General features: G+C 45.9%; 6 protein-coding genes and 1 pseudogene. All 7 read left to right on the forward strand.

Annotated features, from left to right (window positions below; translation table 11 throughout):
• The first annotated feature begins 37 nt into the window (after nt 1-37).
• The 7 genes and pseudogenes from BV902_RS13270 (at nt 38) to BV902_RS13300 (ending at nt 13,822) form a co-directional block, all read left to right on the forward strand.
• Nucleotides 38-2,377, forward strand: a complete 2,340-nt coding sequence (locus BV902_RS13270; protein ID WP_075992355.1) for a GH92 family glycosyl hydrolase — start codon at nt 38-40, stop codon at nt 2,375-2,377.
• Complete coding sequence (locus BV902_RS13275) at nt 2,374-5,073, forward strand: glycoside hydrolase family 2 protein (RefSeq protein ID WP_075992356.1); 2,700 nt, start codon at nt 2,374-2,376, stop codon at nt 5,071-5,073. The genes BV902_RS13270 and BV902_RS13275 overlap by 4 nt, the downstream gene beginning before the upstream one ends.
• A 64-nt stretch (nt 5,074-5,137) precedes the next feature.
• Nucleotides 5,138-7,371: pseudogene (locus BV902_RS13280) on the forward strand (GH92 family glycosyl hydrolase).
• An 86-nt stretch (nt 7,372-7,457) separates the two neighbouring features.
• On the forward strand, nt 7,458-9,185 hold the full coding sequence (locus BV902_RS13285; protein ID WP_083663598.1) for a RagB/SusD family nutrient uptake outer membrane protein: 1,728 nt from the start codon (nt 7,458-7,460) through the stop codon (nt 9,183-9,185).
• Between the two features lie 13 nt (nt 9,186-9,198).
• Nucleotides 9,199-9,651 carry a DUF5004 domain-containing protein gene (locus BV902_RS13290; protein WP_157626062.1) on the forward strand — a complete coding sequence of 151 codons (453 nt, stop codon included), beginning with the start codon at nt 9,199-9,201 and terminating at the stop codon, nt 9,649-9,651.
• 47 nt (nt 9,652-9,698) lie between these two features.
• Complete coding sequence (locus BV902_RS13295) at nt 9,699-10,688, forward strand: DUF4961 domain-containing protein (RefSeq protein WP_075992357.1); 990 nt, start codon at nt 9,699-9,701, stop codon at nt 10,686-10,688.
• A 26-nt stretch (nt 10,689-10,714) separates the two neighbouring features.
• Complete coding sequence (locus tag BV902_RS13300) at nt 10,715-13,822, forward strand: SusC/RagA family TonB-linked outer membrane protein (protein ID WP_083663599.1); 3,108 nt, start codon at nt 10,715-10,717, stop codon at nt 13,820-13,822.
• Nucleotides 13,823-13,837: the final 15 nt, after the last annotated feature.

Here is a 13,837-nt window from a genome sequence, read left to right on the forward strand (position 1 = left end):
AGATTAATAAATAGAACCTAAGAAACGATAAATCAATATGAACAAATTATATGGACTGCTATCTTGTTTTGTTATCGCGCTAATCCTGTCTTCGACATCGTGTGCTAGTCGCCGATATCATCCTGTTCCCAGTTTAGCAGACTATGTCAATCCATTTATTGGTGCGAGTACAAGTGTGGGCGCCGCAGGCACGTATCATGGTTTGGGAAAGACTTTTCCGGGGGCGACGACACCCTATGGCATGGTACAGGTGAGCCCTAACACGATTACAGGCGGTGATAACAGTCCTGGGTATAGTTACGAGCATCGCAGTATGGAAGGTTTTGCTTTCACGCAGATGAGTGGAGTAGGCTGGTATGGCGATCTCGGAAATTTTCTGGTGATGCCTACCACCGGTAGGTTGCATACCATTGCGGGTAAGGAGGATGGTACCGTGACCGGTTATCGGTCTCCCTACAACAAGTCCACTGAGATCGCCCAGGCTGGCTACTATGCGGTTGATCTCGAACGGTATAACATACGGGTGGAGGCTACCGCTGCCCCACATAGCGGTATGCTTCGTTTTACCTTTCCGCAAAATAAGGAATCACGTATCCAGATCGACCTGGCACGTCGCGTTGGCGGCACTGCAATACAGCAATATGTCCGGAAAGTCGATGACTATAGTATTCAGGGATGGATGCACTGTGCGCCGGAGGGCGGTGGCTGGGGCGATGGCGATGGTAAGGCGGATTACACGGTTTACTTTTATGCACGCTTTGATAAACCCTTAAAAAAATATGGTATCTGGTCGGCAGAAATCCCCGACAACTGGACGCGTAAGCGTGAGGATGTACAGTCCATACCCTACCAAAATCGGATAGCCGAAGCGAAGGTATGGCCCGGAAAAAACGAAATGGAAGGCAAACACCTTGGCGTTTTCTCCGAATTTGAAACCCGACAGGGCGAGCAGGTCAATCTACAGGTCGGCATTTCTTTCGTCGATATGCAGGGCGCCGAAAATAATTTTAAAAAGGAAATCGCAGGCAAGAATTTCGATCGCGTCCGTCGGGAAGCCAGAGCAATGTGGAATACTCAGCTGTCCAAAATTGCGCTTGAAGGCGGTACCGAAGACCAGAAAACGATCTTTTATACCTCATTGTACCATACCATGATTGATCCACGCATCTTTACGGACGTAGACGGACGTTATACGGGTGGTGACAATAGAATACACCGTAATGAGAGCTTTACCAAACGGACCATTTTTAGTGGGTGGGATGTTTTTCGTTCACAATTTCCATTGCAAACATTGATTAACCCCAGCTTAGTAAATGATGAGCTCAATTCATTGATCAGTCTGGCTGATGAATCTGGAAAGGGTTATTTTGAACGCTGGGAATTATTAAATGCGTATTCAGGCTGCATGATCGGTAATCCTGCGCTATCGGTACTGGCAGATGCCCATGCGAAAGGAATACGCAATTACGACGCACACAAAGCATTAACTTTTGCAATCAATACCTCCAAAAGATTTGGCAATGATTCTTTAGGTTACAGCCCCGGAGCATTAAGCATCTCAAATACGCTGGAATATGCATACACCGACTGGTGCATAGCACAACTGGCGAAAGGATTGAACAAGACGGAAACAGAACACGTTTATTTGGCCAAAAGTCAAGCTTATCGGAAGATATTCGATCCGGAAAAAGGCTGGTTCAGACCAAGGAAAAATGATGGATCATGGGAAGAGTGGCCCGAAAATGCGCGAACCAAAGAATGGTATGGTACGATTGAAAGTAACCCATACCAGCAGGGTTGGTTTGTGCCACATGATATTCCAGGCATGATTCAGTTGATGGGCGGTAAAGAAAAGACCTTAGCTGATCTAACGGATTTTTTCGAGAAGACACCTGAAAATATGCGCTGGAACGATTATTATAATCACGCCAATGAGCCCGTGCATTTAGTTCCGTTTTTGTTCAATCATCTGGATGCGCCTTACCTTACCCAAAAATGGACCCGTTACATCTGCGATAAAGCGTATAGTAATACCGTAGAGGGAATTGTGGGAAATGAGGATGTAGGACAGATGTCGGCCTGGTATGTGCTGGCCGCCTCGGGGATACATCCCTCTTGTCCGGGGTCAACACGCTTTGAAATAACAAGTCCCATATTCCAGGAATTGTCTTTTCAGCTGGATCCTAATTATTTCTCGGGTAAAAGGTTTCGCATTGTCGCTCACGATAATACGGCGGATAATATATATATCCAGCGGGCAGTCCTAAACGGAAAGCCTTATGCTAAAAATTACATTGACTTTAAAGATATGGTGGCTGGGGCAACTTTGGAACTCTATATGGGGCCTAATCCAAACAAAGACTGGGGGATCAAATGAAAAAAAGACTAGTATATATACTGCTATTCCTACAGCTTGCTCTTGTTGGCTATGGTCAAGTACGCGAGATTTCGCTCAATAGTGATAATCCTACGATTCGTTGGGAAATAAAGCCGCAATCGGATCTGCCTTATTCAGGGCAGGAAATAGCACAACCCAATTTTCGGATGAAAGACCCTGTGCGCGGTATTGTTCCGGGGGTCGTCTTCACAGCTTATGTGGATCAAGGACTGGTACCAGATCCCAATTTTTCAGACAACATCTACCGCGTGGATGAACAGTTATTCAACCGTCCGTTCTGGTACCGTACTTCCTTTCGCCTGCCTGCAGACTATAAAAAAGGGCAACGTGTGTGGATTCATTTTGACAATACCAACCGTTATGCCGATTTTTTCTGCAATGGCGTGAAATTATCGGGTACAGCTGGCTCTACCAAAGATGTCAGTGGCCATATGTTGCGAAGCAAATTTGATATCACAGATCTCGTGCGTGTGGGGCAGGAAAATGCAATCGCGGTGTTGATTACTGATGCCGACCATAAAAAAACACGTATGGCAAAAGAACCTTTTGGCGTAACGGCAAGCCCCACGTACTTGGCTGCGGCTGGCTGGGACTGGATGCCTTATGTGCCGGGACGTTTGGCTGGGATTACTGGCAATGTATCGCTGCGCTTTGCTGGCGACGTCAGTATGGAAGATCCTTGGATGCGGTCCGACCTGGAAAGCAACGAGTTTGCCTACCTGGACTTTTCGACCGATCTAAAAAATGCAGGCGATCAGGCCAAAGAAATAACCCTGGAAGGAATCGTTATGCCCGGGGATATCCGATTTTCTAAAAAAGTGAGGGTCGAGGCACATAGCACCCAAAAGGTGTACATCACCCGCAAGGAAGTGAAGGAATTTTTGATCAAACAGCCGCTGCTATGGTGGCCAAATGGTTATGGCGATCCGAATCTGTACAGTTGTTCGCTTACCGCAAAAATTGGTGATGAGATCTCGGATCAGAAGCAGATCCAGTTTGGGATCCGTAAATATGAGTACCATTATGTACGCAATAAAGCGGGATGGCCAGTGCTGAATTTTTATGTCAACGGAAAAAAGATCTATCTCAAAGGTGGGAATTGGGGAATGAGCGAATACTTGCTCCGCTGCCAAGGGGAAGAGTACGGTCTCAAGATCAAGTTGCATAAGGATATGAACTATAATATGATCCGCTTGTGGACAGGCTCGATCACAGACGATGCTTTCTATGATTATTGCGATCGCTATGGGATGATGGTGTGGGACGATTTTTGGCTCTATGTGGCGTATAACGATGTGGCCAATGATGATGATTTTAAAGCAAATGCGCTCGATAAAGTAAAACGGTTGCGAAATCATGCCAGCATAGCGATCTGGTGCGGCGCCAATGAAACCCGTCCAAAACCTGAATTGGATAATTACCTGCGTGCTATTGTGGCGTCGGAAGACCACAATGATCGGCTGTATAAGTCCAGTTCCAATCAGGATGGTCTTTCGGGAAGCGGATGGTGGGGCAACCAGCCACCGCGGCACCATTTTGAAACTTCGGGAAGCAACCTAGCCTGGAACGATCCGCCTTACCCTTATAGCAGCGACTACGGTTATGGCCTACGTACGGAAATCGGAACGGCTACTTTTCCCAATTATGAAAGTATCGTGAAGTTTATCCCAAAGGACAAGCTCTGGCCATTACCTACGGACGAACAGCTCAAAACGGAAGATGACAATGTGTGGAATAGGCATTTTTTTGGTAAGGAAGCTGCTAACGCCAGTCCTATACAGTATAAAGATGCGGTCAATAAACAGTATGGCGAATCGATGGACCTATCTGCATTTGCTGAAAAGGCGCAATACCTTAACCTCGAAGTCATGAAGGGCATGTATGAAGCCTGGAACGACAAGCTCTGGAACGATGCAGCAGGTATGCTGATCTGGATGAGCCAATCGGCCTACCCTTCATTTGTATGGCAGACCTATGATTACTATTACGATGCAACGGGCGCCTATTGGGGAGCGAAAAAGGCCTGTGAGCCGGTACATATTCAATGGAATGCATCCAACAACAGTGTTAAGGTGATCAATACGAGCCTAAATAACCTTGATTCGGTATGGATTTCGGCGCAGATCTTCGACATGGGCGGTCAGGAGATCAAAAAATATGGCATGCAAACCAGTGCTACTGTACATGCTAATATGGCGAAGGAAATCTTCCGTCTAAATTTTGGCGGCGAACAAGAAGCTACAGCCTTGTCGGATCTACACTTCATCAAGCTTACCCTAAAGGATAGAAAGGGCGTTTTGCTGTCTGAAAACTTTTATTGGCGAAATGGACGAAAAGAGCTGGATTATACCAGCTTAACTAGTTTGCCGAAAGCCAAGCTTGAATTTGACTATAAAAAAGAAGCGGGGAGCGAAGGTATTATGCTTCGCATTGTTAACCGTGGAAAGTCAGTATCATTTGGTAATCGCTTACGCCTGGTGGATGCAGCAACTAATGAACGCATTTTGCCGCTCATGATTTCGGATAATTATTTTACCCTGATGCCGGGCGAGGAGAAGCATATTCGGCTTACGGAATCCCATGCACAGCAATTAAAAAATGCAAAGCTCTTATGGAAGCAATATGGTTATGCTGAAAAGGAAACATTGAAACTAAAGAACATTCTTCTAAGATGATAGAAAATTTAAATAACTGATTATGAAACAAAGATTATGTATTTATCTGACAGTGATTTTTGCGATGCTAAGCCAGGCGCAAGCGCAGCAAGTGGACCTGGTAAAGTACGTGAATACGCTTCAGGGAACCGATTCCGAATGGAGCCTGTCCTATGGAAATACTTATCCTACGGTAGGACTGCCATTTGCGGTGCATTTCTTTTCGGCACAAACGGGGAAAAATGGGGATGGCTGGAAATATCAATACAAAGCAAACAGCATACGCGGATTTCAGCAGGTTCACCAATGTAGTCCCTGGATGGGCGATTATATGGTTTTTTCGTTGATGCCGGGCCTTGGGAAGTTGGAGGTCAATGAGGAACGTCGCGCGTTATCCTTTAAACATGAAAATGAGATCGCCAAACCGCATTATTATGCCGTCAATTTTGATAACGGCATCAAGGCGGAACTGAGTCCAGTGGAAAGAGGGGCGCATATGCGCTTTAGCTTCCCGAAAAAGGAAAAAGCGTTCTTGCTATTGGATGGCTTTTTGGGCGATAGCGAGATTAAGATAATTCCTGAGGAACGCAAGATTGTCGGGTATGTGCATAATGGGCGTTTTGTGCCCGAGCATATGAAAAATTATTTTGTGCTTACCTTCGATCAGGATTTTAAAGCTTACGGCACCTGGGAAAATGTCAAGAGCACAATCCAGGCCGGGCAGCGCTATGATGCCGGGAAAGGTAAAGGTGGATATCTGGAATTCCGCCCTGGGGCAAAAGTGGAAGTGAAGATTGCTTCATCCTATATCAGTCCGCAGCAGGCAGATCTTAATTTTAAACGCGAACTGGGCGGACACAATACTTTTGAGGTGAGTAAAAAGAAAGCTTTTGATACTTGGAATGCATTGCTGAACCGCGTGCGCGTAGAAGGGGGGACGGAAGCGGAGATGGCAACATTTTATTCCTGCATGTTCAGGGCCAATTTATTTTCACGTAAGTTCTATGAAATGGATCCGGAGGGCAGTCCCTATTATTTCAGCCCTTATGATGGTAAGATTCATAAAGGGTACATGTTTACGGATAATGGTTTTTGGGATACTTTTCGTGGTCAATTTCCGTTAAGCAATCTCCTGCATCCAATCATCAGGGACGTTATATGCAGTCCCTGCTGGATGCGCAAAAGCAGGCCGGATTTTTTCCGACCTGGTCCAATCCTGGAATGTCGGGCGTGATGATTGGCAATCATGCCATCTCGTTATTGGCAGATGCCTGGGTGAAGGGGATCCGAACCTTCGATGCCGACAGTGCTTTGGCAGCCTATTACCATGAGGCGACCAATAAAGGATTGTGGGGTGGATCAAATGGGCGCGAAGGGTGGAAGGAGTATTTTACCAAGGGGTATGTTCCTTATGGCGATATTCACGAAAGTACGGCAAAGACATTGGAATATGTCTACGATGACTTTTGTGCTTATCAGCTGGCAAAGGCGACGGGCAACAAATTCTATGAAAATATCTTTGCCCGGCAGATGTACAACTATAGGAATGTATTTGATCCTCAGGTAAACTTTATGCGCGGCCGACTGGACAATGGGCAATGGCGTGAACCCTTTGATCCTGTAGAATGGGGTGGACCTTTTACCGAAGCAAATGCCTGGCAATATACCTGGTCGGTGATGCACGATGTGAATGGCTTGATCAACCTGATCGGTGGGGTGGATAAGTTTAATGCAAAACTGGATACGTTCTTCACCATGGAGCAACGTGTCAACTACGGTAGCTATAAGCAGGAAATCCATGAAATGCGTGAAATGTTGTTGTCAAAAATGGGGCAGTATGCGCATGGCAACCAGCCGACGCAGCACGTCCCGTATCTGTATAATTTCAGCGGTCAACCCTGGAAAGCACAAAAATATGCTCGTATGGTGACATCGCGCCTTTATAATGCGACGGAAAAGGGGTATCCGGGTGATGAGGACCAAGGGCAGATGTCTTCCTGGTATGTACTGAGTGCTATGGGGATCTATAGTGTCTGTCCCGGAACCGATGAATATGTGTTTGGGAGTCCAGTATTCAAAAAAGTGACCATCAGTCTCGATAATGGGAAAACATTTACCATCAAGGCGGATAACAATAGTCTGGAACATGTCTATATTCAATCAGCTACACTCAATGGAGCAGCCTACGACAAAAATTTTATTCGTTATGAAGATCTGCTGAAAGGGGGCGAGCTTCATTTTGTCATGGGGGATAAACCCAATTATGAAAGGGGGATTTCTACGGCTTCGAGGCCATTTTCCCTAAGTTCGATCGATTAGATCTTTTGAAAAAATTAATGTCAGCGGGCTAGGCTCGCTGACATCATGATAGCATAACCAATTATTTTACTGTTTTACAAAAAATTATGAACAAAAGCCAATTGACATTTTGCGCACTGGCCTTCCTGGCCTTTGCGGCTTGTAGTAAACAGGGATTTTTAGATCAGACGCAATCATCAGATCTGAATGAAGAGGTCGTTTTTTCAGATAGTACGTATACCATTAACTTCCTGTCGGGAATATATGGTGATATTGGATTTGCGACTTGGCCTAAGCGCTTTGGTGGGGGTGGGCTTGATGCCAGTACAGATGAAGCGGAAGGCGCTGGACTCGGCAGTATCAATACCTTTATCCAGTTTGCCACGGGTACCGTCAACTCCAATATTATCACCAATGATGCCTGGGCAAAACCCTATACTAATATTCGTAGGGCAAATATTATGCTTAAAAACCTGCATAGGGCACGCTTCGGTACGAATATTAAGGTGCGGGTAAAAGCCGAAACCCGCTTTCTAAGAGCTTATTATTACTTTATTTTATTGGAACATTATGGTGGTGTGCCACTGATGGGAGACAGTGTTTACGCAGCAAGTGATGTTATCCCAGCTAAGCGTAATACGTTCGATGAATGTGTGAGCTATATTGCAGCTGAATGCGATGCTGCCGCACAGGATCTCCCATGGGAACATGCAGGCGAAGATTATGGACGGATCAGTAAAGCAGCTTGTTATGGGTTGAAATCTCGCTTACTGCTTTATGCAGCGAGCCCGCTATTCAATGGCAGCCCAGTGACAACAGAGGGGGCGTTGAAGGATGTCGTTGCCTATTCCGTCGTGGATGAAACACGCTGGCAGCGGGCCGAAGCGGCAGCAGCGCAGGTCATTGAATCTGGACATTACAGTTTGTATGTCAACAACGATCCCGAACCTGGATTTGGCTTCTATCAGCTGTTTCAGCTGCGTAAAAACTCAGAATATATCCTCGCCAAAATGCAAGATTCAAACCGGGATCTTGAAGGTATCTGGAATCCGCCAACTTTTGGCGTAAGCAACCCCGGCGCTTATCCGTATCTGGAAACGGTGGATGCTTTTGGAATGCGTAATGGTTTGCCTATTAACGATCCCAATGCTGGATATGATCCGAAAAATCCCTATAAAAACCGCGATCCCCGCTTAGCGAATACCGTAACTCGGGATCAGTCTCTGGTCATTCACCGCGATGGATTAGCCCGGAGGCCAGTCAATATCTATATCGATAAGTCCAATCCAAACAATGTGACTTCGGGGCAGGATGCCATTTACCGTGGCACGCCTACGGGGTATTATACCTATAAAATGGTCAATCGGGATGTAGCCGCGGATTGGTTCAATACCTACACGCCGCGCTGTCTGCCAATTATCCGATATGCGGAAATTTTGTTGAACTATGCTGAAGCACGCAACGAATCGCTCGGGATCCCGGATCTGAAGGTCTATGCAGCGGTGGAGGCTATCCGAGAAAGGGCAGGGTTGGATCCTTTTGTATTGCCGACTGGCCTAAACAAGGTCGCCATGCGTGAGATAATCCGGAATGAGCGACAAAAAGAACTGGCCTTTGAAGGACATCGTTTTTTTGACGTACGCCGTTGGAAGTTGGCTGAATCATTGGAAAATAAACAGCTGCACGGGACTGAACCCGTTCGTACAACAGCGGGAACAATCTACAATACCATCAACGTACGAAAACGTGTCTTTGACAAACGCATGTACCTCTGGCCCATCCCGCAATCTGAGGTAGCGAAGTCCTTAGACTTGATTCAAAATCCAGGATATTAAAAAAACTAAACGGATGAAAATATACAAGATACGCTCATGGTCCTTGATGCTGGTCCTATGTATGGGAATAAACTCCTGTAAGGATGAGCTGGGCAATATCCCCACCGAAGAGGCCGAAAAAGATATTACCGGAAAATGGCAAGTAACTCAGCTGACTCGAAACGGGGAAGACCTGAGTAAGCGTTTGAAATTGGAAGATTTTAAGATCGATTTCAATGCCGATGGAACCTATACCATTGCTGATAATCTACCTTTTGTAGTCAGCGGCTCGGGAAAGTACCGTCTGGATGATCCACAGTATCCCTTTAGTGTTGTGCTTAGTCCAACCGAGGGTAAAGAGGAGGTGGTCCTCAAATTTCAATTCCCTGTAGTCAAGGGCAAACGCCAGCTCAGCTTAGTGATGAGCCTGGGTTGCAGCAGCAACACCTATCAATATGATTGTGAACGTTTGAACGGTGGAATATGAAATATCTGGATATTCTATGTGGCCTTTAAAGAACAAATTATTTATACATGAAAAAGAACACACATTATTCGACATATATCTTCTGGGCAATGGGGCTATTTTTGGCCATATTCTTAGCTCAATGCGGTCTTAAAGCCATCTCAGTAGCTGTGCCTACATCTGCAAAAGCAAATGAAAGGGTGACGTTCACGATGAAGTGCGGGGCCGAGCCCCGTATCCAGGGGGGAGGTAATTATAGCACCCAGCTAGTCGCGGGTATAATGGTACCCAAGGGATGGAATGCGCGTAAAAACCTGACCATGTCCTTTACCAGTCCAAAGGGAGATGGCACCATGCGTATTATTCCGGACAGCGAACTCGAACCTGTATCGGGACTGAGCTGGCATCAGGCCGCCAAGAAAATGTTCGGTATAGGCCCCAATCTGGTGGATGATATGGAATGGATTGTTTTTAGAAGTACACAGGCCTATTCCTTTGTCAATAACGAAGATATCGATTTTACGGTGAAGGCCGAATGTAACGTGGGAGCCGAAAATATGTTGCTGTCTTTGGGATTCTATATCGGTTCTTCAATCGAAAATCTGCGTCCGGAGGATACAGATTATAAAAAGTTTACGTTCTCAAATGCTTTCGAGGTAACCGATGGTGAGGGCGATCTGATCGATTTTATCAACCCACAGTTGGGTACGGTACAACCGGTCAAAAGTCTGGACAATGATATCATTACATTGACTTTTGATGGTGGGGTTACCAATACGGTGCTGGATCATGAGCCTGCCATCTATCTACATGTCAGGGCAATGGATGAGTCAGGAAAGCTTATTGCTGAAATCAGGAAACAGACAGCAGATACCAAACTGACGGACGTCGGTGGTAAAAAGTACCTTATTGATATCTGGCCACGTGGATTTTTTAAGGTCGATAAAGATGTACATATCGCCCGGCTGGAATATTTCTATACGGACATTACGGGAACCAAAAGTGTCGGTTATGGCAATACGGATGAGCCTTTTAAATATACCTTCCGCTGTGAGTGATTGCTAACCTAATAAACGAATGACAAATGTTTAACCATTATATAAAATTAAGTGTTGTCGGTGTATTGTTGGTGATTGCCGATAAACAGACCGCGCAGGCCAGCTGGTATCCACGGCTCCGCGAGACAGCCTCAGGGAATGAGGAGCGGGCGATAGGGAAATTTCCGAAAATTGTAGATGAATATGGTAAGCCGATTTCAGGTGCTAAGGTCTATGACGCCGGGCGGCAGCTTGTCGGTGAGACTGATGAAAATGGAGATTTTTCCCCGTCAGGCCATCTTACGCATGAAGTCTTATGGGTGGAATATCCGGGATATTATAGAAAGAGGATAAAGGGAGGTGCCGAAAAACTGGTGTCTTTGGTGCCGGCCGTACTTCAAAGTGCAGACTCCTTGCGTATAGGCTATGAAAAAAAGAAAAGTTCGGAGCTCCTTGGATCCGTTTCGGTAGTCTATAACAGTCAGATCAAAGATGTACCGACATCCTTGTATTTGAATGCGCTTACAGGCCGGTTGCCGGGGCTGTTTACGCAGGAAGTCAGCGGATTTCGTTCACCGAGCATGACCGCAATTACCGCTAATGATCTGGCGGGATCTCTTCCCTCGGATGCCGTGAAATACCGTTCCAGCATCGGTGATAATACTGAAATCGGCTTCAACTTGAGGGGACAAAGTCCGGTGACTATGATCGACGGTGTACAGCGGGATATCTATTCCATTGATCCCGAAAACATCGAATCGGTGACCGTGGTCAAAGATGCACTTTCCAGCATTTTATTGGGACAACGGAGTTCCAGAGGGATATTGCAGGTAACGACGAAAAAGGGACAGGCAGGACCACCAAGGATCAGCTTTACAGCACAAACAGGAATTCAGCAATCGCTTAAAATGCCACAGCCGTTGAACGCCTATCAGTATGCCTATCTCCACAACGAAGCACTTCTCAATGCAGGGCGGCAACCCGTGTATAGTTCGGACGATTTTAAAGCCTTTAGGGATGGAACCAATCCACTGTTTTTCCCGGATGTCAACTGGTACGATGCCGTCGTAAGGGACAATAACCCGACCACCAAATATAACCTTGGTGTGAAGGGTGGAATCAAAAATGCACGGTATGCCCTTTCGCTAAATTACCTGAACCAATATGGTTTATTTAAATCGGATGATAAGTTTGACTATGAGACCAACGTACAGCATAAACGTTATCTCATCAATAGTGCCATTGATGTGGATGTAACTGATGACTTAACAATTGGACTACAGTTTTTTGGAAAGATACAGAATGGCAGACAGCCGGGGGCAAAAACAGGAACGATCTTATCAACCTTGTACAATACACCGAATAACGCGTATCCAATTTTTAATCCCGACCAATCTTATGGTGGTTCCTCCGTGTACCGGAGCAATTTGTACCAGCTTGCGACGGGATCGGGTTATCTGTTGGACAATACGAGGGACCTGCTGGCTAATCTGGATTTTAATTACAAGCTTGACAAATTTGTTCCCGGACTGTACGCAAAGGGTAAGCTAAATGTTTCATCAACTTCGTCGAGCCTCATTGACCGCAATCGCCAACAGCCGGTGTATGACTTAAGCTATAACGAGCAAAAAGAGCTCGTGTATGTACGGTATGGAACGATAGCTGACCAGCCTAATTCATTTGCAACCACATCGACAGCAAACTTTTTCTATTTCCAGGGGGCACTGGGGTATGATAGACAACTGAGTGGGAAACATCGTGTCGGCGCCAAACTGTTTATGGACAGGCAAACGGCCAATTATCAGTTTGACTTACCTGCGATCTACACCAACTTTGCGGCGACAGCAAACTATGTCTATCAGGATAAGTACTTTGCTGAAGTAGCCTTAAATTATTCAGGATTCAATCGTTTTATGCCGGGAAACCAATATGGCCTGTTTTATGCTTTTGGGTTGGGCTGGGATATGATGCAGGAAGACTTTCTGAAGGAAAAAGCGGATTGGCTTTCCCAACTGAAATGGCGCGCTACATTTGGGCGGACGGGAAATACCAACGAAGCCGCCCTAGGTTATTACAGCTGGCGAGCTTCTTATGGACAGGACGGAGCGAACGGCTATGATTTTGGCTCAGAATACGCTTACACCAATAGCTTGATTGAAAAAGGGCTTGCCAACATTGAAGGAACCTGGGAAAAGGGAAATAAATTTAACATCGGTTTGGATGCTGCCTTTTGGCATTCAACACTGAAATTGACAGCCGACTATTTTAGAGATACTTATTTTGACTTATTGCAACAGCGCGGATCGACCATTGACTTGATCGGTATTGGGTATCCGAATGAAAATATTGGTAAAAACCGTTATGAGGGGCAGGAAATCACTTTGACCTATCAAAATAATTTCGGTGAGTTTAACTATTTCATTACCGCTAATGCCTCAAGGATGAAGACCCAAGTGCTGTATATGAACGAGGTCTTTCAGCAATATAACTGGAACAGGCGCACGGGGATGCCCATAGGCCAGACATTTGGTTACCGTGCGGATGGGCTGATCCAGACACAGGATGAAGCCGATCATGCACCATTACTATCGGGGAATAAGGTGTATCCTGGTGATGTCAAACTAGTGGACCTGAATGGAGACGGTATCATCAACCAGTACGATCAAACGGCCATTGGCAATACAAAACCACTCGTATATTTTGGTACTACCGTAGGATTCAATGTTGCGGGGTTTGATTTCAGCGTATTGCTTCAGGGGGTATTGAACCGTAGTTACCAGCAGACGGATTATTCCTTTGGAAATACCGGCGACGGACAGGGATTTGATTATATGCTGGGACGCTGGACACCGGAGACCGGTACTGCTGCAACCTATCCAAGGCTGACGCTGGGACCCGATCCGACCAATACACAAAATATTTCTAGCTACTGGACCCGTTCGGGGGAATATCTTCGGGTAAGGAACCTGGATGTCGGCTATACATTGCCCTTCAATTGGACAAAGCGGGCGAAGCTATCCTCGGTACGCATCTTTGCAAACGCGCAAAACCTGTTCACTTTTACCCCCTATGGACGTCTGGATCCTGAAATCTCATCAGGTACAGCTTATCCAGCACAGCGGATCATAAGCTTTGGTGTAAAAGTGAAATTATAAACCTTAGAAATCGAC

It is taken from the genome of Sphingobacterium sp. B29 (genome assembly GCF_001952815.1).
Taxonomy (GTDB): Bacteria; Bacteroidota; Bacteroidia; order Sphingobacteriales; family Sphingobacteriaceae; genus Sphingobacterium; species Sphingobacterium siyangense.